Genomic DNA, 22,697 nt, shown 5'->3' on the forward strand with positions numbered 1-22,697 from the left:
TTTTATCTTTGCTTCACAATTAATTTGCATGATTCAAACAAAATATATATCATTAATTTTTACAGCACTTTCCTTGTTATTATTGGGATCGTGTAAAATAAATAAGGGCTTCGAGGCGCTGGATTCTTATAATTATTTCGAGGCGAAAAAATACCTCGAAAAATCATTGAAGAAAAATGAGTCTCCTGCTGCTTTTGGTTTGAGTAAAATTTATTTTAGAACAGACAACCCTTTCCATAACTTAGACTCTGCTTATCATTATAGTTTACTGTCCGTCGAGTCTTATAAAGAGTCCAAAATAAAAAAGCAGGAAAAATGGAAGAAAAGTTTAGATTTTTCTTTGGATAAAGCAAAGCTTCAAAGAAAGCAAATCAGTGATCTTGCATTCAAAAGTGCAGTAACAGAAAACTCGGTGGTTTCCTATCAGTACTTTATCGCTAAATATCCTTGGTCCAAATTTCAAGAAGTAGCAGAGAAAAGAAGAGATTCTTTAGCCTTTTTGGAAGTTGAAGAAAATCAAAGCAGTAAAGCTTTAGAGGAATATTTGAACAAATACGAAAACAGTGCTTACAGACACAAGGCAAGATCCTTACTGTTTCTTGCCCAATATGAGGAAACTGTAAAAAGTGGCAACAGCAGAAGTTATGTGCTTTTTATTAATAAATTTCCCGATAACCCTTTGGTGAGAGATGCCCATTACCAGATTTATTTGATCGAAACGAAAAATGGAACTGTTGCAGATTATAGGAGTTTTATTAGGCGTTTTCCAAGTAATCCTTTTGTAGAAGATGCTTGGACGAACTTGTATCGCTTGTCAATTGCTGACTATCGAAAGGAAACCATAGAAAAGTTCGCTAAAGATTACCCAGACTTTCCATTTCAGCATTTAATCGCGCAAGATTTAAAACTTGTAGGAAAGCAATTGTTTCATTATGCTGAAAATGGTAAGTATGGTTTTATGGACGAAAAAGGAGGAAGGGTTATTGATCCCATTTTTGAATACGCTGGACAATTTAACAACGGTTTAGCAGTTGTTATAGAGAATGGATTGTATGGTTATATTAATAAAGATGGTGAGCATTTGATTGAAGCGAAATTTGAAGAAGCAATGGATTTTGATCAAGGACGAGCAATTATCGTGGAAAACGATAAGTATGGATTGATTGATGTTTCAGGCGCCTATATTTTAGCGCCAGATTATCTGGATATTGGTGAATTTTCTGATGGAATAGCTTATGTTCAAAACGAGGAGGGGTATCAATATTACACCTTGGAAGGAACCTTGGCCTTTTCAGCGGTCTTTGATGAAGCGTTTAGTTTTGAGAAAGGAATAGCAAAAGTGAGAAAAGGAGACGAAAAAGGATTTATTGGTTTAGATGGTGCATTCATCGTTTCAACAACTAACGGAAGTTTAAACCATTTTAAAGATTCTATTTTTATTCATGAATTGCGAGACAGTATGAACTTTATGTATGCCAGTGGGGCTTATGTTTTTGAGGAAGGTTTTGATAAAATTGGTGCATTAAACAGCAACAGAGCAATTGTTGAAAAAGACGGGCTATTTGGTTTTGTAAATGGTCAAGCGAAAGTAGTCATTCCTATTGAGCATACGCCTTATCCGAATTATATGCAATTCTCTCAATTTAAAAAAGGACACGTTATTCTTCAAAGATTAAATAAATATGCCATGATAGATAGTCTTGGAAAATCTGTTCTTCCCGCAATATTTAATGGAATAGGAAGTTATGGTGAGTTAATTCCGGTAAGCAAAGGTCAGGGCTGGGGTTACTCTAGTAAAGATGTTAGACTTAAAATAGAATATCAATATGAATATGCGTTTGGTTTTGAAAACGGAAATGCCATTGTAGAAAAGAATGATTTGACGGGATTAATTGATCTCAAAAATGAGGTCATCGTTCCCATTGTGTATGAATCAATCAAAAGAATTTCAAATACTACACTTTTAGTGAAGAAAGACGGACTTTATGGATTACTTTCAACTTCTAATGCGACTATCTTAGCAGCAGAATATGAGCGAATTTTGGAGATTTCTCCTCATTTTTTTCAGTTGATTAAAAATAAAGAGATTACCTATTTTGACATGACTAATAATCGAATAATTAGTTTGAGGGAATAATGGATAAAATTCTTGACTTTATTGAAAAACACAAATATGGCATTCTGATTACAATTGTAGTCCATGTTGCGCTGTTTGTATATTTTCAGTTGGCAACATACAAAGAAGCGATTCTTTTTGAACCTTGGAATTTTACCACAGCAAATGATGAGGTACAAGACGATATTGCAATAACACCAGATCAAATTGAAACACCTGAAGAGCGCCAACTTTTTAATCCGCAAGAGAAAGTCACTTCATTTGTTAAAGATCAGAATGATAGCAGAACAAGGTCTCTAAAAGAGAATGTTAATTACACTTCTTCTTTTCAAAAGTCCAGCGCAGAACAAATGGAAAACGATTATGAACAAAGTTTAAAAGACGAAATTCGACGTAAAAGGGAAGAACGTAACGCCAGAAAAGCAGAAACAAGCGCCGGAGAACAAAAAGTGGATAAGAAAAATGAAGATAAGAAAAATGACCACAAATCAAGTGGCTCTAGTAGTGAAGCGGTAGGAGGCAAAACGATGGTTTCATTTTCTTTGATCAATAGACATCCGCTAAACCATAATGATTGGTATGTTCGGAATCCTGGGTATACTTGTGGAAACGTGAACGGAACAGTTACTGTTTCTATTTCTGTTGATGTTGGAGGAGTGGTAACATCAGCTACAGTAATCGATGAACAAAGTCAAAACGCGAGTGCATGTATGTTGCAAAGAGCGAGAGAATATGCGTTAAAATCCAGATTTAACTATGCTGGAGATGCGCCAAAAAAACAAGAGGGTACAATTACATATAGATTTGTTTACAGAGAGTAAAAATGTATAATTAAGCCAATGAGTAAAATACAAGAAGTCATCAAACAATTATTTGCCGAAGGTCCTATCGGGATTTATTTCATGGCATTCTTAATTCCGCTCAATCCAAAACTATTGGGAATTGCTACAGTAATTATTATTGTGGAGCAATTGATTAGAAGTCCGAAAATTGACAAGGGTTATTTGAAAACACAACTATCATGGAGAAATCCAGGTATTTGGCTTTTGTTCTTTTATTTAATGCATGTGGTAGGCCTAATTAACACAGTCAACATGGGATTTGCAAATATGGACCTTGGCATGAAAGCTACCATGGGTATATTTCCAGTATTTTTTCTCTTCTATAAAACAGTGGTCAACTGGAACTTTTTTGTGAAATCTTTTATTACGGGTGCATTCATTTCAATAGCTCTAAATCTCTTGTTTTCCATTGAATATTATACAGAAATTGGACATTTCTATGCGCTTACAGGTGAGTATCTTTCTCATTTTATGCACAGAGGTTATTGGGCGGTCTACATGGTTCTCGCTTATTTTTTTCTACTGAAGTTAGCCATTTCAAGCCGAACAAGAAAATCCTTTACATGGAACTTAATTGGAGCTTCTGTTATGCTCATCTTCGTCATCATATCTGGTGCTAAGATTGGAATTATAATGGCGTTTTTTGTAAGTGCATGGGGCTTGTTTAAGCTTTCCAATCGCTTTGCCAGTAAAAAAATCTTGTTATTGTTTATCCTTGGATTGGTCGTGGTCATAAGCGCGGTGGTATATGTTACCCCAGGGATGGATAAACGCATGAGTTCAATGGTAACTGTGTTGAATAAACCCATTGAAAGCTATGATAAGGAAGAGGTGGAAAGCACATCAGCCAGAGTGATGGTTTGGGATTCATCCAAAGAACTCATCAGAGAGAATTTTTGGTTTGGCGTTGGAACGGGCGATGTTAAGGATGAATTAACCCAACGAAATATTGAAAAAGGCTATTCAGGTGTTGCAGAGAAAAGGCTAAATTGCCATAATCAATTTTTAAATTCGCACATTGCACTTGGCGTTTTTGGAAGTCTATTTCTATTTCTTTCCCTCGCTATGAATTTCCTCAAATTAAGACCCGATACCTTGCGCAGTTGGAGACTAGGGATAATCACTATTCTTTTTATTGCACTTTTACCAGAATCAATGATGGAAACTCAAGCGGGGATTATTCCTTATGCCTTCCTAATTAGTTTTCTGCCTTCATTTCAACCGAAGGAATCGCTTTAGCATCTCTTTTACCAATATTAAATATGGCATCTCCTTTATTCACTAAAGGCATTTCATTAACATTAAATATGAAACCATTTGTAGGAGATTTTACAGAGCGTTCAAACTTTCCGTAAGGATCTGATATGATGGCCAAAATACTCCCTTTTTCTACATAATTCCCGTTTTTTACCCTAAGATTTAAAACACCTGAACTACTTGCTCGTATCCATTTAGTTCTTCGAATGATATGTCCTTCTTCTTCCGGTGCTTCAACATCGAAATACCTCATTCCTAAGTGATGCATCACTCTCAAGGTTCCGTCTATTGCTGTTTGCACAGCAAAATTATCTATTCTATTGGCTTTTCCTCCTTCAAATAAAATGTATTTTTTTCCCAGCTTAGATACAGAATTCCTGATGGATTTAGCAATAACAGCAGAATCTATTGTGAATGGTGCTGCAAAAATTTTACATAATTCTTTAGATTCTTTGTCTCTAAAATCGCATCGTGTCTGGGGATAGTTGTTCCTTTGGGATGCGCCAGTATGAAAGTCAATAATTACATCTGTGAGTGGTGCAATCTCTTTCATGAATATATACGCAAATTGGCTGGCGAGTGATCCATTTTTTGTTCCTGGAAAAACACGGTTCAAATCTCGACCGTCTGGAAATTCTCTCGATAGATTTAAGAAGCCAAATATGTTAAATACAGGAATACAAATTACCGTTCCATAATTGGGCTTGTGCCAGCCTTTCTTAATGATTTGGCGGACTGTTTCAATTCCATTTATTTCATCTCCATGCAAACCTGCTAATAATAGTAAAGTTGGTCCCGTTTTATTGGAGTGACTCACAATTACAGGTATTTGAATTGGAGTATTGGTGTGTAATTTAGCCACTTCCAAAGTTAAGCGCACGGTTTTACCCGGCGCTATAGTATGACCTAATAACTTAAAAGGTTCACGCTTTAAAGTTTTACGCTTCTCTTTCATTTTTTCGCACTTCGTTCGATGAATTTTATAATTTCATCAGCAATATCAAGGTGTGTAGCTTTCTCAATTCCTTCTAATCCAGGAGAAGAATTTACTTCTAATACCAAAGGACCTCTGCTAGATTGAAGCATATCTACACCCGCGATTCCTAAATTTAAGGCTTTTGCTGAGCTTACTGCTGCTTTTTCTTCTTCAGGAGATAATTCAACCACACTCGAAGTTCCTCCTCTGTGAAGGTTAGATCTAAATTCTCCCTGCTTTCCTTGACGTTTCATTGCTCCCACAACTTTTCCATCAACAACGAAAGCCCTTAAATCTGCTCCACCTGATTCCTTAATGAATTCTTGAACGATAACACGAGCTTTTAGTCCGTTAAATGCCTCTAAAACTGATGTTGCAGCTTTTTTTGTGTCCGCTAAAACTACACCCAATCCTTGAGTTCCTTCAAGAAGTTTTATTACAACTGGAACTCCACCCACAGTGTCAATAATACTCTCTACATCCTTAGAGTAATTGGTGAACACAGTTTTAGGTAGTCCAATACCAGACTTTGTAAGCAACTGAAGCGATCGTAATTTGTCTCTCGAATCTGCTAAACCACGTGACTTTACAGTTGTAAATACACCCATCATCTCAAATTGTCTCACAACTGCAGTTCCGTAGAATGTTACAGATGCACCAATTCGAGGTATAATGGCGTCAAAACCTTCTAACATTTTACCATTATAATATACACGAGGAAGTTCCTCTTCTATGATAATGTTACATTTTAAATGGTCGATTACCTCTACTTGATGACCATGCTTTTGACATGATTCAACTAGTCTGCGGGTTGAATATAAATTTGCATTTCTGCTTAAGATTCCAATTTTCATTAAGTTGTTCTTGTTTTATTATTTCTTTTTCTTGTAAGATTCGTTTGATAAAGTAGTATCAATCACAAAGCGATTGGATAATAGTTTACGACCCAAAAGTACAGGATATCTCATTAATTCTCTGTTTGAAAGCGTAAATTCTGTAGTGTGTTTTTTTCCGAAGAGTATGATATTTCCCTGAACGATATATCTCACCTGCATTTCACCACTAGAACTGCGTACTTTTTTTTGATCAAATTCTAAAAAGTATAATGATTCACCTGTATAAGCGCTCTCATTTTCGTCTAAAAAAACTACACGTAACATTTTGTTAACCTCTTCAATTTCAGAGCAGTGAATAGTAGAGGTATATGCACCTGAATCAATTTTTACATTGACGTTAAGCAAATTAAATATAGGAAAATCAGCGATATCATCTTTTCCTATAATTGGTTTCTCCTTTTTTATAGATTTTTCTTTTTTTCTTAAAGCCATTTCTTTCGTTTAAAGTAAAATATCATCAACAAAGTTAATACAGCCATTGCAATCATGGTGATATGATATCCATATTTGTACTGCAATTCTGGCATGTTTCCAAAGTTCATTCCGTAAACCCCTGCTATAAAGGTTAATGGGATGAATATTGTTGATACAATAGTTAACACTTTCATTACATTATTCATTCTGTTTGATACACTGCTCATGTATAAGTCCAATAATCCTCCCACAGCATCTTTGAAAACAGTCACCGTTTCAATTACCTGAACGGTATGGTCATGCAAATCCCGTATAAAGAATTTTGTCTCTTTAAACATATAGGGAAGCTCTAATTTTTCAAATCGACTTACGGTTTCTCTTAAGGGAAAAACAGATCTTCTCAGATAAGAAGCCTGTCTCCTTACTTCATGTAAACGCGGAAGTATTTCGTCTGACGGATCTTCGAGTAATTCAATTTCTAATTCCTCAATAAGGTCTCCAAAATGTTCAATCGTTATAAAATAATTGTCAACTATTGAGTCCAGCAGTGCATAGGCTAAATAATCAGATTTTCTAGTCCTAATCTGTCCTACAGCGTCAAACAGTCTTTCTCTTACTCCATTAAAGACGTCGCCTTGCTTTTCTTGAAAAGTGATGAGTAATCGGTCTGCAAAAATTATGGTCACTTGCTCGTCCTCAATCTCTTCATTGTTCACGCTAAACATTTTGGCCACAATATGAACATAATGTTCGTAATCGTCAAGCTTTGGACGTTGACCAATGCTCAAAATATCTTCTCCTGATAGTTTATGCAAATTAAAGTGTTCAACCACTCTTTTAATATTATCTGTTTCATGCAGTCCATCAATATTCAGCCAAGATGTTTTATGTGTTTGATCTACTTTGGCTAATGCAGCCTCAATGTTGTCAAAGGAATTTTCTTCTATTTCATTTTCATCAAAATTAATTACTTGAAATGTTGTTTTATCCGTTTTTTGCTCTCCTGTAAACAAAAACATACCCGGAGCCATTCCTGTTTTCTTAATTCGATTATTTTTTTTCCTCTTCTTTTTTTGCTTGTGCTTCATCTATTGGTCTAGATATTTTTAATTCCTTCTAAAATAAACAATATTCTATGGACTCCACTTAAAGTTATCACTAATTTCAATTTAAAAAGTTTTATTTAATGTGACTTATCGAGGATTTTTCTGAGCAACAAAAGGGATTCCTCAATACTCGGTATTTTCGGAATGATCACCAATAATATATAAGCCCTTTCATTGCGAAGGAGTTAAATGACTGAGGAGTTCTCAGGCTTCGGACTGAATCTCTTTTTAATTATCATTAAATGCCTATCCGATACTTTACCAGTAAATATAACTAACCCAACAATAATGTGATTCAGCGGTGAACTGATAAGATCCTTCGCAAATTTCTATTTCCAACCAGTTGAAAATCTTAACTTTCAACCCTGGAAGGATCGGGTCAAGTTGAGGAGAGTTCTTTTTATCGTAGCACAATAAATAGTTGGTACGGTTCCAGATATGCATTAAAATTTAAGCTTTTTACACCATACAATTTATTTATCTGCTTTTCTTTGATTAATTTGGTCAGTGATTCCAAATATAATCTACGCTTTTTATATTTGTTGGCTAGACGGAAAAAGACGAATTTCAAAAAAGAAAGGATTGTAATTCTGAAGTGTTTCCTGCGAGGGCTTATTTAGGGATACGATAACACACTAATATGAATAAACTAATTTTAATACTTTTACTTTTCTTAATCGTTTCATTTGGGTATGCCCAAAGGGAGAAGCATGGCGACTATACTGCCACAGGATTAAATGAAATTGTAAACACCTTTACCACTCTCTCTAATAGTGTAAATGCACCCAGTAACAACATTGTTGTGAATGACAACAGTATGATAGGGGCAAATTTCACAAGTCCTTTAGAGGCGGGAGATTTGTTGTTGATCTATCAAATTCAAGCCGGAGATGTAAATGTAAATAGTTATCCTACAACTGCTTGGGGTAGTAATTATGTGGTGCAAAATTCTTGGTTTTCACAACCTGATCAATACGTTAGTAATTACATTGAATTTGGAGAAATGCTCAATTACAAAAACGCAGGAAACTTTGAGTTTGTTGAAGTTCTTTCCATTTCTGGAACTCAAAATGTAACACTGACCTGTCCGCTAGCTAAGAATTTTGTGACGGGAACAAACAATAAAACAATCGTTGTTCGAATACCCAGATTTAATAATCTAACTATTCCATCAAATACGAGCATAACAACTTCCGCATGGAATGGAAACACAGGTGGGGTAGTGGCTATAGAGGTGAATGGAACCCTAAGTATTACTGGGAACGGAGAAATATCTGCAGATTCCACAGGTTTTAGAGGTGGTGTTGCTGTAAATGATGGTGCCACTGGAAATAGTGTGGGTTCAATTACTGATATTAATTCTAGAGGCTTTTTAGGTTCTAATACTCCATCTCAAGGTTCTGAAAAAGGTGAAGGTATCGCTGGTGGAACAATTGAGTATGATGCTTTACATACCAGATATGGATACGGAGCAATCTCCAACGGTGGAGGTGGTGGAGGTTTTCATAATGCTGGTGGTGGAGGAGGCGCTAACGTTGGCGTTGGAAATTATTATGGATATGGAGTTGCCGATCAAGGAGTATCTGGAGCGTTTAATGCTGCATGGAACTTAGAAGATCCTAATATAGTTACTAGCCCTTCTGCTGGAGGTGGTCGTGGAGGTTATTCACATGTGCAGAACAGCAATAATCCGCTGACTGTTGGACCGCATAACGCTGCTTGGGGAAGTGAATTTAGAAGAATTACTGGTGGCGTAGGAGGTCACCCCCTTACTTATAGTGCAGAACGTGTTTTCCTCGGAGGAGGTGGTGGAGCAGGACATGGAAATGATTCCTATGGTGGAAATGGTGGGGCCGGTGGCGGTGCTATATTTCTTCAATTATATGGAGATATTATCGGAAATGGAACTATTTCAGCCAACGGAGGAAATGGTGCAAATGCAGAAGGATCACAACCTGGCCCTTTTTCAACAAGCAAAACAGGTGATGATGGTGCAGGTGGTGCAGGTGCAGGAGGTGCTGTTTTTATTAAGAATATTAATGCGATTCCTTCCACTATAAATCTGGAGGCCAAAGGAGGTAAAGGAGGAGATCAAGTGCTCAAAAGGGGTGGATTTAATTCATCCAACCAAGCGGATGGTCCAGGTGGAGGTGGTGCAGGAGGTTTGATATCTTACACTTTAGGAACTCCCACAGAGAATGTTGCAGGAGGTGTTGCTGGAGAAACCAATTCCTCTTTTATGAATAGCTTTCCTGTGAATGGTGCAACTGGAGGAGCTTCAGGCTTGGCTTCACAAACAACCACAGTTTTTGATATTGTGATTACAGATGATACCATTTGTGAAAACCAAACGGTAAGTCTAAGTGCTGTGGTATCAGGAAATTTAAGTCCTTCACCGTCATTGGCCTGGTATGATGCTGAAATTGGGGGAAATGTGCTTGGTTTTGGTGCTACATTCGTAACACCCGCCCTTTCTGCAACAACAACTTATTATGCTGGGACTTGTCCGGGAACATTTAGAACTCCAGTTACAGTAGTGGTAGCTCCTCAAATTGTAATTGCAGGAACTCCTCCAGCAATAAGCCCCGAAACTTGTGCAGGAAATGACGGCTCAATCACAGGTCTAACCGCAACAGGTGGTTTAGGATCGCTAACTTTTGATTGGAATGGAGGTAGTACAACATCAGAAGACCTGCTCAATACGGTTGGAGGGAACTACACCCTAACTGTAACCGATTTCGCAGGGTGTTCTGTTTCCGCTGGACCTTATACAGTGGCTTCTTCTCCTGGTCCTTCAATCGATGTTTCAAACGTTTTGGTGACTGATGAAAGTTGTTTTGGAAATGATGGTAGTATTTCAGGAATTACCGTTTCTGGGGGTGCTGCTCCCTTAACTTATCAATGGAATGGAAATGTCGCTGCAAATGCACAACTTTCAGGAGTGAATTCAGGAACTTATACTTTGGTTGTTACCGATAATTCGGGCTGCTCAAGTACCGTTGGACCCTTTAGCGTCTCTACATCTAATTCTATTTCAATTGATGTTTCCAATATTTCAATCAACAGTGAAACTTGTGTTGGAAGTGATGGTTCAATCACAGGAATAGTGGCTTCCGGAGGAACAGGAACTTTAAATTATAATTGGTCTCCCGGTTCAATGAATTCCATAAATTTAACTTCAGCATCTAGTGGGAACTATACCCTCACTGTAACGGATGGTTTAGGATGTTCTGCCACTTCTGGTCCCCATACGATTAATCAAACAGGAGGTCCAGTGGTTGATGTAACTAACGTTTTACTGAGCAATGAGACTTGCAGTGCTGCAAATGGAAGCATAACAGGAATAACGGCTACAGGTAATGGATTGACTTACTCTTGGTCGCCAGCAGGAGGAAATGCCATTGATGCCAGTAATCTTTCAAGTGGGGTTTATACCTTAACGACCACCGATCTTTCAGGTTGTGATGTAAGTGCAGGGCCTTATACAATATCGGATTCTCCTGGTCCTGTGATTGATGTCACCAACATCGTTTTATTTGATGAAACATGCGTGGGAGCGGATGCTTCTATCAATGGTATTACATTTACAGGTGGTGAGGCTCCTTTTGGCTTTACATGGAATGGAGTAAATTCAATCGATCAAGATTTAAGTGATACCGTTGGAGGAAGCTATACTTTAGTGATTACGGACAATAATGGTTGTTCCGATTCAGCAGGGCCTTTCGCTTTGTCTAGTGCGCCACAAATTTTGATTGATGAGGTAAATATGCTAATTCAAGACGAAAACTGTTTTGGAAATAATGGAAGTATAACAGGCATAAATGTTAGTGGGGGTGCGGGAACGCTCACTTACAGTTGGTCTTCTGGTGGAAATGCGGTTGACCTAACAAATGCCAGCAGTGGAACTTACACTTTAACCGTTACGGATGCACTTGGTTGTGTAGAGACATCAGGGCCACATACAATCAATCAAGTTCCTGCACCAACTGTTGATGATGCAAATATTAGTATTCAAGATGAATCTTGTGGTACAGGAAATGGAAGTATATCTGGTATAACGGCAATAGGTAATGGTTTAAGCTTCTCTTGGTCGCCTTTTGGTGGTAACGCTATTGATGCAAATAATTTGTCAAATGGAAGTTATACCCTAAATATTACAGATGCTTTTGGTTGTACCACCACATCAGGCCCTTATGTTGTTGTGAACACACCATCTCCCATAATAGATATTAGCGGAATGAATATAAATGCAGAAAACTGTCTGGGTAACAACGGGAGTATAACAGGAATAACAGTTTCCGGTGGAACAATACCTTATAGCTATAGTTGGAATGGGGTGATTGGAAGCTCTCCAGACTTTACCAATGCTTTTGGAGGTTCGTATAATTTTTCCGTTACGGATGCGAATGGATGTGCTGCAACAGCTGGACCTTTTACAATCCCCAGTTTTCAGATTCCAACAGTGGAGATGCTTACACCTAACCAATTAATCACAGAAGGAGATACAATTATTATACAGGCAAATGTTACACCTGCAAATGCCAATTTTTATTGGAGTCCGCCGGAAGGATTAAATTGTTCAAATTGTTTAGCTCCATCAGCAGCACCCGCTGTTTCCACTTGGTACACCATCACAGCTGTTTCTCCTGATGGCTGTGTAGAAACCGATTCCGTTTTTATAGAGGTTCAAAAGCCATGTGGAAAAGTGAAAGTACCAACAATTTTTTCACCAAACGGTGATGGGCTTAACGATGTTTTGTGTGTGTTAGGAAACTGCCTTCAATCTATGACTTTGCAAGTATTTAATCGATGGGGTGAACTTGTATTTGAGACCAATGAAATAAATGCTTGCTGGGATGGTAATTTTAAAGGTAAATCAGTGGGGACAGGAGTCTATATTTATAAGCTTCAAGGGATTGATATAACAGGAGCCTCGGTAAATTTGACAGGAAATGTTAATTTAATGCGCTAAAAATAGGTATTAGTACAATTGAAAGCTTATATTTGAGGCTTTAAAATGTTTATTTTTACTTAGTGAGTTATTTTAAAAGCTAAACTTTACTATTGATGAACCGGTCCAATGAAACGCAAATAGATGCCCACAGTATCTACAACGAGCTAAACAAGGAATTTACTGAATTTGGCAGTAAAAAGCTCATAATGTCCCATTTCGGGGAATTCTCTCAAGATTTGGTCAATAGTTTGTCAGAAGGACTTGAGCTTATCTTGGATGAAAAGGGAGTCCCAAGAATAGTCATTAAGAGAATGTTCTCAGTTATGATAGAGGGTTTGCAGAACATTCGATTACACGGAATAAAAAACAAGGGCAATAGGCAGTTGGGACACGTGATGATTGCAGAGAAAAATGGATCCTACTCTGTTTCTTTTGGAAATATCATTGATGAAGATGGTGAATTGATTTTAGTGAAGTACTTAACTAAACTAAATAAAATGGATCTGTCAGAACAAAAGGAATACTATTTAAATATTTTGGGCAATGGAGATATGACCAGTAAAGGTGGTGCAGGTTTAGGATTTACCACAATAGCGCTCAAATCAAAATCTAAAATAGAATTTCAATTTGTAGACTACGAAGAGGACACCTCTTACCTCGAAATGCGTGTTGAGATTATTTAAATCACAATTGCTAAACGAGTGCTTATCCTCGCTAAAATGCTCGCATTTTCTTTTTATTGTTAATAATAAGCTTCAACAGGAGACCAAAAGCACCTCCAAGGTCATAAGGAAGAGGTTAATCTTCTATTTCTAAAATCTTTTTCCTTAAGAAATTCGCTGCATATAATTCCGTTTTTTCGATATTTCGACCTCTGTGTTCTCCAAACAAAAAATGCTCTGCAAAAACTCCATCGGGAGTAGCGATTGCGATCCAAACCGTTCCCACTGGTTTTTCTTCAGAACCTCCTTCGGGTCCTGCTATTCCTGTAACGGCAATTACATAATCTGCAGAAAGGACTTCTTTTCCTCCAATAGCCATTTCTTTTGCTACTTCTTCAGATACAGCTCCATATTTTTCCAAGGTACTTATTGATACATGAGCTAACTTGTTTTTAAGTACATTGGAATAGGTAATTAAGCCACCTTGAAAAAATGCAGATGATCCGCTTTTGGCAATAAAAGAACTCGCAATTCCTCCACCAGTACAGCTTTCAACCGTTCCTAAAGTAGCGTTTTTTGATTTCAATAGCTCCCCAACGGCCTCAAAAATAGTTTCTTCGTTCATTCCATAAGCGTACTGAGGGAATCCATTTCTTAACTCGTCGAAATAAGTGTTTACTAAACCTGCTTCTTTAGTGCCTTTCTCTGATGTTAAGCGAAGTTTAATTAGTCCCGTCGAAGGTAAATAAGCCAAATGTAAACCATCGCGGTAAATTCGTTTTTCCCAATCTTCTATTTTTTCTGCTAAAAAGGATTCGCCAATTCCTTGAAGCATGAGCGTTTGATAATAATTTCCCCTCACACCAAAGGTAGCTTTTATACGTGGCAATACCTCTTCCTGGATCAGCGCCTCCATTTCGTAAGGAACACCCGGAAGGGAGACCAAAACTTTTCCATTTTTCTCAAACCACATTCCCGAAGCGGTTCCATGATTGTTATCCAAAATTAATGCGTCCTTGGGCAACATGGCTTGTTGAATGTTGGAATCTAACATTTCTTTTCCTCTTTTCTGGAAAAAATCTGTTACTCTGTCTAACACCTGCTGGTTGAGAACAAGTGAAGTGCCAAAGTATTCCGTCAGGGTTTCTTTGGTAATATCGTCGTTTGTAGGACCTAATCCTCCAGTGACAATAATGAAATCTGTTTCATTAAGATAAGCATCAACCGTTTGTAGAATGTCCTCCTTAACATCTCTAATTGTTGTGGACTTAAAAACCGAAATTCCAAACTTCCCTAACTCTTGTCCTAACCAAGCAGTATTTGTATTCACTGTCTGGCCTATTAGCAACTCATCACCTATACTTATAATCCCCGCTTTCATAAACTTCAATTGCATTTTAGAAATAAAAAAGTAAAATTATTCGTAAGTTTGACAAAAACCAATAGAAATGAATAAAGTTGTTAAATCATTTGCCCTAAGTGTTCTATTATTGACATTTTCATCTTGCGATGTGTTAAATAGTGCAGCGGGAACCCTTTTAGAAACACCTTCTGAAAATGAGGGAGCGAGAAGGCTTACAAATGAGGAAGTTATTGCAGGACTGAAAGAAGCCTTAACAGTAGGAATTAGAAATGCTGTTGATGTTACTGCAGTTACCAATGGTTTTTTGGAGAACAGTGAAATTAAAATACCATTCCCTGAAAGTGCCAATGCTATGAAGGAAAAGGCAATGGAGTGGGGCTTAGACAGTCAAGTAGAGAAGGTTGTCACTACTTTAAATAGAGCCGCGGAAGATGCTGCAAAAGAGGCTGCTCCAATATTTATTCAAGCAATTAAAAACATGACTGTACAGGATGGTTTTGCTATTTTAAAAGGTGGCGAAGGTGCAGCAACCGATTTCTTAAGAAAAAACACCACCAACGAATTAATTGTGGTTTTTGCGCCTAAAGTGCAAACTTCTATCGAAAAAGTAAAGCTAACAGAATATTGGGAGCCTGTTGCTAAACGATATAATCAAGCCATGATCTTTACAGGAGGTGAAAAAGTAGACACAGATTTAAATAAATACGTTACAGAACGTGCCATTGATGGATTGTTTGCAATGGTGGAGAAAGAAGAAAATTTAATTCGTAAAGACCCAACTGCTCGTGTTACAGATTTATTGGAACGTGTTTTTGGTTCTTTATCGAAATAATCACTTATTTATTGGTTGATTGAAAATCATAAATTTTTATTGGTTTCCATTCGTCAATTAATTTAAAAACAAGAATATATATGGCTGATTTTTTACCATCAGAATTAGTAATTACCCCTAAAGGTGGCGTTTATCATTTAGATATCTGTCCAGAGGACTTAGCGAAAAAGATTATCGTTGTAGGAGATCAAGATCGCGTTGAATTAATTTCCAATTACTTTGATAAAGTAACGCACAAAAGTCAGCACAGGGAGTTTGCTTGCCATACTGGGGTTTACAAAGGAAAAGAGCTCTCCATTATTTCCACTGGAATTGGGACCGATAATATCGATATCGTGATCAACGAATTGGATGCCTTGGTAAACATAGACCTCAAAACTAGAAACGAGAAAAAAGACAAGGTTTCACTGGAAATTGTTCGACTGGGAACTTGTGGAATATTACAAGATGAAATTCCCATCGACAGTTTTATCTTATCCACTCATGCACTCGGAATTGATAATGTTGGTCATTTCTATGAAAGGGAAGTAGACAACGAAACAGCTCAATTAGAAAAGGAAATAGAGGAGGAGGTAAAACTTCCTAGATATGTAAAACCATATTTAACGAAAGCTTCTTCTCGCTTAAATGAGCGATTGGATGGTGAAGGAATTGAAAAAGGAATTACTGTAACAAGCTCAGGATTCTATGGACCCCAAGGAAGAAGATTAAGACTTTCTTTGGTTGAATCGGAAATGCTGAATTCTTTTAGCGATTTTAAACATGATCAAATACGTTTTTCAAACTTGGAAATGGAGTGTTCTGCATTGTTTGCCCTTGGTTCTGCTCTCGGACACGAAACGACAGCTATTTGTCTGGGATTAGCCAACCGAAGAAAAAAAGAATTTACTAAAAATTATGAGACAAAAATCACTGAACTCATTGAATATGTTTTGGACAAAATTTAAGCTTAAAAATTCAATTTATTTATGTTCCATTTTCTTTATTGCATCGGCTTGCTCTGGTGATGATTTAACCGAGAACAATGTTGTTAAGCAAGTAGAAACGGCCAAAGAAACTTTATCTGAAGAGGAGAAAATCATTCGTCAGGTGGAAAACATCTTGGATATTAATGCTGCGGAAAATTATGATATACAAATTCAGTATAAACATATTGATCCGGATACGCTGAAAGATGCTTTGATTTTGGTGAATAGAAAAGAATTTGGTCATCAAAAAGCAAAAAATACAAATACTGAAAGATTCTTTGAATCTACAGGACATACAGGTCTTTATAATTTTGTTTTCCTGAAATTAGGAGGAAGCGATAAGTTGATTACCACTGCACCAGTTGGTTCCAATGCAGATTATCCGCTGACGGTTGAGTTTCTCGAGTTAACATCCAAAGCACACAAGGACTTTATAGTTGAATATCGAGTAAGAAACAGCTTGCACAGGAATTATTACACCGTTAGAAAGGATAAAATGTTCTTGACTTTTAGCTGTCCTGTCTTTGATAGTATTGGAGCTCCAAAACCTGTTGCTTATGATATTGTTCATACGGATAGTGAAGTGAGAATAGCAAAAGATATTGCGCTTTATGATGGAAGAATCAAAGATTATAATCCTGACGAAATTGAGAACATAAATTTTTATACGCCCAAAGAAATCATAAGAGATGGTGGACTTTATGTATTCTTTATTTTTGACGATAAGAAAATGAAGTATGTAACACCAATGTAGTCTGTAGAAGTGAATACTAGTCAATTTTGATTTTATGCCATTCGCACTTAAGTTGTATTATTCTTTCAGGTGGATAGCAGCTACTCTTTTTCTAAAAATTTACTCAATTCAGCAACCAAATCTACTACGCGAGAAGGTTTAGTAAGGAAGGCAGATGCACCTCTTTTTAAACATTTATTGACGTCATCTGGATTGTTGGATGTGGAATAAATAATGATTGGTTTGTGTCGAAATTCTGTTTGACTTCTTAAGAAATGTAAACAATCTAAACCGTTGAATTTCGGCATGTTGAGGTCTATAAAAATAGAGTGTATTGTGCTGTATTCTTTTAAAATAAATGATTTAGCGCTGTCGAAACTTGAAAATGCACTTAACTTGTAATTGGGGAAATGCATTTGAAGCACGGTTTGAAAAATTAATTGATCATCCTCATCATCATCAATTAAAACGCAAATATTTTTGGAGTCAATCATTTTTCACTGTTATTTTACAAAACTAAAACTACTGAAAAATAATTACTTTCTCCACTTATCAAAGTCAGTTCTTAGGGAAATCATGTTGTTGAATCCTGCGCTAGAGAAAATAAATAAACCATAATCTACCGTAAAACGTTTAAAGTTCATTCCAGCGCCAAATGAGAAACCTCCCATTCCTGGTCGATTCTGAACTAACATTTCACGTCTTTGGTTATAATCAAAAGCAGCTCTAATTCTGACTGTTTTGCCAATCAGGGTTTCTACCTGAACGATAAAATGACGACCTAGTTTTTCACCAAATCCTGCTGATTCTACAGGAACAATTTCTCCGGTTAGTGGGTCTGTAGTAGGCTCTGCATTGGGATCATTGTAAGTTAAATCCCATTTGTTCAAGTGGTGAGCAACCAGTGAAAAACGGAAAGGTGCATGTTCTAATTTATGGGAAATACCTAACATAGCCTGTATAGGTAAAGGAGCTCTTGTATCCTCAGTGTATGTCGTTAATTGAACACCTGCGTTTCTAACGACAGCAGAAACTGTAGTTCTTTTATCGAGTGACCTATACATTCCTGCTATATCCACAGAAAGTCCCATTGAATTATACGATTCTAATTGTGACCATATAAGGTTAAAGGTAGCTCCTATGGATAGGTTCTTATTTAAGGTTCGTCCAACACTTCCACCGAGTGCAAAATCGCCAGCAGAAAAAGTCCCAATATTTTCTCCGTTGACATCCGTTCTGTCCATTTTTCCATAAGCAACATATCTCAAATGTAGAGCTGCTGTTCCTACTTTATTGATGTCTTTGGCATAGGCCACCATTCCATGATTTATTCCACCAGCCAGTAAAGCCTGGTTAAAACCAATAGAATTGTCCATTTCCGAATTAAAAGAAGCTGGATTTTGAATTCCCGTATTAATGTCGTCATCAAAAGCGGTAATAAATTTCCTACCCAAGGCCGCTGATCTGGCATTATCGGGTAAATCAAGAAATGGAAAAGCATTTTCGCCTCCCGTTTGTCCAATCATAAAGAATGGAGTAAAACAAAGAATTATTATTAGTCGTGTCATCTAGTTTCAATCAACGCCCGAATTTATGAAAAATTGTAAATTAGATTGAGAAATGACCAATTTATTGTGATTCAAAGAATGAAAGATTGGGGGATTTAAGAATTCAAAAATTAAAAATAAGGAATGCCAATTTATTGAAACTGTAAATAAAGCCTATTGCTTTTTACCCCGACCACCCATTTCAATAATTTCCATGTTTTTAATTTCGCCACTAATTAATTCAAAACGCAGAAGTGTTTTTACACTATGAAAACCATGATTTCCGCAGGCTCCAGGATTTACCCATAACATTTTGAATCTTGGGTCAAATTTCACTAATAGAATATGGGAATGACCGCAAACAAATAGTTTTGGCGGCCCGTTTTTCTTTAATTCTGCCAATAGTGGAGTGGAGTACTTCCCCGGTTTTCCAGCTATGTGTGTCATTAATACCGACACGCCTTCACGTTCAAATCTCTGAAATTCTGGAAAACGTTGGCGAACTGCAGTGTTATCAATATTTCCATAAACGCCAACTAAAGGTTTAAAATTTTCGAGTTCATCGAGAACTGATGAATCTCCAACATCTCCAGCATGCCAAATTTCATCAACATCTTTAAAATATTCAAAAACGCGCTTGTCTAAAACGCTATGTGTGTCGGAGAGTAAACCAATTTTCATATTTACAAATAAACGAATAGATCATAGAATAAAGAACAAAAAAAGCTTCTGTTTTTATAAATGGAAGCTTTTGTTCTCAACTGAGAAAATAGATCTAAACCTAATGAAATCCCTTTTTTGAATTAGAAAACTCAAGAGTTAGACGTGATTAGTTTTGGCTCTATATGAAATACTGTGGATAAATGAAATTAATACCTTTGGAGGAATGTTGATTGATTTTATGATTAAGTGATTTTAATCCTTCTAAAATTTTAAAATGGATTCCTCAGGTGTAAAATTCATAAATTTCATCACCTATCGGAATGACAGTAGGTATGAGAATCATTGTGGAGAAAAATGGTCAAGCCAGCTTGACCATTTTTCTCCACACTAAAACAACACCTCCCTGTCATCCCTACAAAGCAAAGCGTCGAGGGATCTCTTTTATCCATTCTAATTGCCGGGACAATTCAAAATCCAGATTATTAATGTAAGAGGTGCTAGCTAATAATTAGCTATCTTTAATTCTTTAATCATACTTTTATAGTGCTTGGTCGGAAACAGACGATTTTTACAAATTGTATAGATTTTGAGAATAATTTTAAATGCCTATCCGATACTTTACCAGTAAATATGTCTAGGCCAGCCATAATGTGATTCAGCGGTAAACTAACAAGATCCTTCGCAAATTTCTATTTCCAACCAGTTGAAAAAAGAAATCCGCTTCAGGTTGATATTAAGCTAGGGTCATACTTCAAGTGAGAGAGGAAAAGCAAAAGTGCTAGAGCGCTTTTGCTTTTCCTCTCTCACTTGCTTCCCAGCGCCTACAACTGTCATCCTGACCAGAGTTGAAAATCTTAATTTTCAACCCTGGAAGGATCTGGCCTGGTTAATAGAGAGTACTTTTTATTTTAGTAAATTAAATAGCTGGTAAAGTTCCCGATAAGCATTTTATTTCTTTAGGAGATGCCTTAGCTTCAGCCGACAAGAAAAAAGATAAAATAAACTCAAAAGATTCAATTTTAAATTTGTTGTGTTTACGTCCAAGCATTTTAAGAAGGCATTCGCAAGATTTAATCAATTAAACCACTATAAACGTTAATAAACTTCGTGTTTTCAGTTGATATGGACTATAAATTACCCACTTTACGCCGTATAAAGCCTTAATTTTGTATTCCAAGGAATTGGCACTCTTCAATGAGCTGACTTGTGTTTGGCTAGCTTATCAATGTGAGATTACCGACAAGTCTGATTTTAAGTCTTATTTACAGAGAAATTTTATTTTTGAATTAGAAAACTCAAGAGTTAAGCGTGATTAATTTTGTATTCCAAGGAATTGGCACTCTTCAATGAGCTGACTTGTGTTTGGCTTAGCTTATTCAAGCTGAAATTACCGACAAGTCTGATTTTAAGTCTTATTTACAGAGAGATTTTATTGTTGAATTAGAAAACTCAAGAGTTAAGCGTGATTAATTTTGTATTCCAAGGAATTGGCACTCTTCAATGAGCTGACTTGTGTTTGGCTTAGCTTATTCAAGCTGAAATTACCGACAAGTCTGATTTTCAGTCTTATTTACAGAGAGATTTTATTTTTGAATTAGAAAGCTCAATAGTTAGACGTGATTAATTTTGAATTCTAAGGAGTTGACTTTTGTCAATGACTGAATACAAAATTGATTACAACGACACTATTGAACTTTCTAAACAAAAATAAACTAGACCTTTCCTAGCATTGCTTTCTTAACAGCTTCATCAGCAGGAGTTTTCCCTAACCAAATCGACCAAAGCGCTTTTTTAAACTCCAATCCTTTTGCTCCACCTAGGTGCTTCCCATTCATATATGCTTCAACACCGCTTTCTGGTTTGTAAAGCAATATTACTTCGTCACCTGATTTGAATTCTACATTAAAAAGTTTCATGAAGTCTTGGATTTCTTTCTCTGTGGCTTTTCCATCTGTAGAAGTTGCAAAACCTTCTTTTACTGTCTCCACAAATTTATCTCTTGTCACTTTATCTGATAGAATTTTCAAGCGGATAGCAGATTCTACATTTTGGTCAATTATTGTTTGTGCATTGCTCGTTCTTTCGGGAACATAAAGCGCTGCAACATATAAATTAAAGAAGTACTTGGTTCGTAATCCTGCGCCATTATATTCTACAACTTGATCACTAATTTTAAATTTTGTAGGAAAAGTTGCTCCAGATACAGTTACATTTTGGGCCGTTGCGGTAAAGGAAAGAATAACACCAATAAACAAGGCAACAATTAATTTTGATTTCATAGTTTTGATTTTAATGAATAATGCTTATTTTTAAACAAATCTTATTCCAAATTTACAAAAAATAAACTTATGAATAAACTATTTAGTCTATTACTCGGAGCCTCATTTTTAATCCTAACTTCTTGTGGAGGTGGTTGGTCGGAAGATCAAAAAAACACGGTTAAAAATGAATGCATCACAATGGGAGGTTATGATTGTGATTGTTATCTCGAAAAGGCAACAGAAACATTTAAGAACCCTGCGGAGTACAACAAGCAAGCTTCAGAATTAAAGGAAAAATTCAATTCAGCAATTGAAGAATGCGAAGTGCAAGTGGAAGAAAATGACGATAACTTAGAGTCGTTTTAAGAATTTGTAAATGAGGTTAATCAATTTTTAAAACCGTAAATACCTCAGCTAACTTTGTTCAACTATTGATATTAAAAAAATCCAGAATTTTATTGCTAAGATTCTGGATTTTTTATTCTGACGGGGAAAACAACCACGTAATTCTTCCTCGCTTAGCTTGCTGAATTTTAAAATTCCATTCTGTATTGTCAGTGGAAAAAAGCACATTCTCCCATTGTGCTCTATTTATGTTTTTTTCACTTCCCAAATAGATGATTTGTGAATCTGAAACCCAAATGATAAAAGCTTCTTTACTGCCATTAGTTTCTTCATTTATTCGAATAGATTTGCACTGTGCACCAAAGCAATCAAGCCAATTGTAAAATGCACTGATGGTTTTTACGCTGTCTGCGAATTTCCAAGAGAGATAGTGAAAAGAAACACTGTCTTTAATGAAATAGCTTTCTTCTTTTTTTGTATACCCTAATCGATCAGGCATAAAAAGCATTTTACGCTTCCGTAATTTGTTTTCTTCTTCAAAATTCAACCCAGGAAAATTTTGGATTAATTTTTTCTGGGTTGGGCTAAGTTCTACTTGAGCATTTTCTAAAGTATCTTCATCGTAATCATAATTTCCGGCTGATTGCGGCAGAACCTCATCCATGTTGATGATTTCAACTTCTGTGTTTTCAGAACAAGCGCTCCACAATAGCACAACAAAAATTAGAAGAAAAGCTTTCTTCAATAAACCGGTCATGGTAT

At 36.4% G+C, this 22,697-nt stretch carries 19 protein-coding genes; 9 read left to right on the top strand and 10 right to left on the bottom strand.

Annotated features, from left to right (window positions below; genetic code table 11):
* The first annotated feature begins 28 nt into the window (after positions 1 to 28).
* The 3 genes from DIT68_RS00720 to DIT68_RS00730 are packed head-to-tail and all read left to right on the top strand — an operon-like array spanning position 29 to position 4,197.
* Positions 29 to 2,137 (top strand): WG repeat-containing protein, encoded by a 2,109-nt coding sequence (locus tag DIT68_RS00720; protein WP_109357898.1) that lies wholly within the window; start codon positions 29 to 31, stop codon positions 2,135 to 2,137.
* Positions 2,137 to 2,937, top strand: a complete 801-nt coding sequence (locus DIT68_RS00725; protein ID WP_109357899.1) for a hypothetical protein — start codon at positions 2,137 to 2,139, stop codon at positions 2,935 to 2,937. The genes DIT68_RS00720 and DIT68_RS00725 overlap by 1 nt, the downstream gene beginning before the upstream one ends.
* A gap of 18 nt (positions 2,938 to 2,955) precedes the next feature.
* Positions 2,956 to 4,197: an O-antigen ligase family protein gene (locus tag DIT68_RS00730; protein WP_109357900.1), complete on the top strand. Its 1,242-nt coding sequence runs from the start codon at positions 2,956 to 2,958 to the stop codon at positions 4,195 to 4,197.
* On the opposite strand, the gene DIT68_RS00735 is transcribed toward DIT68_RS00730, so the two are convergent.
* The 4 genes from DIT68_RS00735 to corA are packed head-to-tail and all read right to left on the bottom strand — an operon-like array spanning position 4,157 to position 7,589.
* On the bottom strand, positions 4,157 to 5,170 hold the full coding sequence (locus DIT68_RS00735; protein WP_109357901.1) for a succinylglutamate desuccinylase/aspartoacylase family protein: 1,014 nt from the start codon (positions 5,168 to 5,170) through the stop codon (positions 4,157 to 4,159). The two genes, DIT68_RS00730 and DIT68_RS00735, sit on opposite strands and share 41 nt — an antisense overlap.
* The gene (gene rimK, locus DIT68_RS00740; RefSeq protein WP_109357902.1) at positions 5,167 to 6,045 is read right to left on the bottom strand and encodes a 30S ribosomal protein S6--L-glutamate ligase; all 879 of its coding nucleotides are present in this window, start codon (positions 6,043 to 6,045) and stop codon (positions 5,167 to 5,169) included. Before rimK ends, DIT68_RS00735 begins: the two co-directional genes overlap by 4 nt.
* An 18-nt stretch (positions 6,046 to 6,063) precedes the next feature.
* A complete protein-coding gene (locus DIT68_RS00745; RefSeq protein ID WP_199223360.1) occupies positions 6,064 to 6,519 on the bottom strand; it encodes an ATP-dependent zinc protease family protein in 456 nt (151 codons plus the stop codon).
* On the bottom strand, positions 6,510 to 7,589 hold the full coding sequence (gene corA / locus DIT68_RS00750; RefSeq protein ID WP_109357903.1) for a magnesium/cobalt transporter CorA: 1,080 nt from the start codon (positions 7,587 to 7,589) through the stop codon (positions 6,510 to 6,512). Before corA ends, DIT68_RS00745 begins: the two co-directional genes overlap by 10 nt.
* A gap of 658 nt (positions 7,590 to 8,247) precedes the next feature.
* Here corA and DIT68_RS00755 point away from each other — a divergent pair.
* Together DIT68_RS00755 and DIT68_RS00760 are read left to right on the top strand one after the other, a co-directional pair.
* Positions 8,248 to 12,579, top strand: a complete 4,332-nt coding sequence (locus DIT68_RS00755; protein WP_109357904.1) for a T9SS type B sorting domain-containing protein — start codon at positions 8,248 to 8,250, stop codon at positions 12,577 to 12,579.
* 95 nt (positions 12,580 to 12,674) lie between these two features.
* Positions 12,675 to 13,244 carry a SiaB family protein kinase gene (locus DIT68_RS00760; RefSeq protein ID WP_109357905.1) on the top strand — a complete coding sequence of 190 codons (570 nt, stop codon included), beginning with the start codon at positions 12,675 to 12,677 and terminating at the stop codon, positions 13,242 to 13,244.
* Positions 13,245 to 13,359: 115 nt separating this feature from the next.
* Here DIT68_RS00760 and DIT68_RS00765 read toward each other — a convergent pair whose 3' ends face one another.
* On the bottom strand, positions 13,360 to 14,604 hold the full coding sequence (locus DIT68_RS00765) for a competence/damage-inducible protein A (protein WP_158276079.1): 1,245 nt from the start codon (positions 14,602 to 14,604) through the stop codon (positions 13,360 to 13,362).
* Between the two features lie 67 nt (positions 14,605 to 14,671).
* Between DIT68_RS00765 and DIT68_RS00770 the strand changes: the two genes are divergently transcribed.
* From DIT68_RS00770 to DIT68_RS00780, 3 genes are all read left to right on the top strand, one after another.
* On the top strand, positions 14,672 to 15,418 hold the full coding sequence (locus DIT68_RS00770) for a DUF4197 domain-containing protein (protein WP_109357907.1): 747 nt from the start codon (positions 14,672 to 14,674) through the stop codon (positions 15,416 to 15,418).
* An 80-nt stretch (positions 15,419 to 15,498) separates the two neighbouring features.
* A complete protein-coding gene (locus DIT68_RS00775; RefSeq protein ID WP_109357908.1) occupies positions 15,499 to 16,365 on the top strand; it encodes a nucleoside phosphorylase in 867 nt (288 codons plus the stop codon).
* Entirely contained in the window at positions 16,346 to 17,140 is a 795-nt protein-coding gene (locus tag DIT68_RS00780) for a hypothetical protein (protein WP_109357909.1), read from the top strand. Before DIT68_RS00775 ends, DIT68_RS00780 begins: the two co-directional genes overlap by 20 nt.
* A gap of 80 nt (positions 17,141 to 17,220) precedes the next feature.
* On the opposite strand, the gene DIT68_RS00785 is transcribed toward DIT68_RS00780, so the two are convergent.
* The 4 genes from DIT68_RS00785 to DIT68_RS00800 form a co-directional block, all read right to left on the bottom strand.
* On the bottom strand, positions 17,221 to 17,613 hold the full coding sequence (locus DIT68_RS00785) for a response regulator (protein WP_109357910.1): 393 nt from the start codon (positions 17,611 to 17,613) through the stop codon (positions 17,221 to 17,223).
* Positions 17,614 to 17,655: 42 nt separating this feature from the next.
* On the bottom strand, positions 17,656 to 18,687 hold the full coding sequence (porQ, locus tag DIT68_RS00790; protein WP_146194080.1) for a type IX secretion system protein PorQ: 1,032 nt from the start codon (positions 18,685 to 18,687) through the stop codon (positions 17,656 to 17,658).
* 153 nt (positions 18,688 to 18,840) lie between these two features.
* The gene (locus DIT68_RS00795) at positions 18,841 to 19,347 is read right to left on the bottom strand and encodes a metallophosphoesterase family protein (RefSeq protein ID WP_109357912.1); all 507 of its coding nucleotides are present in this window, start codon (positions 19,345 to 19,347) and stop codon (positions 18,841 to 18,843) included.
* A 1,694-nt stretch (positions 19,348 to 21,041) separates the two neighbouring features.
* Positions 21,042 to 21,608: a chalcone isomerase family protein gene (locus DIT68_RS00800; RefSeq protein WP_109357913.1), complete on the bottom strand. Its 567-nt coding sequence runs from the start codon at positions 21,606 to 21,608 to the stop codon at positions 21,042 to 21,044.
* A 69-nt stretch (positions 21,609 to 21,677) separates the two neighbouring features.
* On the opposite strand from DIT68_RS00800, the gene DIT68_RS00805 reads away from it, so the two are divergent.
* Positions 21,678 to 21,956, top strand: a complete 279-nt coding sequence (locus tag DIT68_RS00805; protein WP_109357914.1) for a hypothetical protein — start codon at positions 21,678 to 21,680, stop codon at positions 21,954 to 21,956.
* 112 nt (positions 21,957 to 22,068) lie between these two features.
* Here DIT68_RS00805 and DIT68_RS00810 read toward each other — a convergent pair whose 3' ends face one another.
* Positions 22,069 to 22,692, bottom strand: a complete 624-nt coding sequence (locus tag DIT68_RS00810; protein WP_109357915.1) for a hypothetical protein — start codon at positions 22,690 to 22,692, stop codon at positions 22,069 to 22,071.
* Positions 22,693 to 22,697 lie beyond the last annotated feature (5 nt).

The organism is Brumimicrobium oceani, from assembly GCF_003143775.1.
Classification (GTDB): Bacteria; Bacteroidota; Bacteroidia; order Flavobacteriales_D; family Crocinitomicaceae; genus Brumimicrobium; species Brumimicrobium oceani.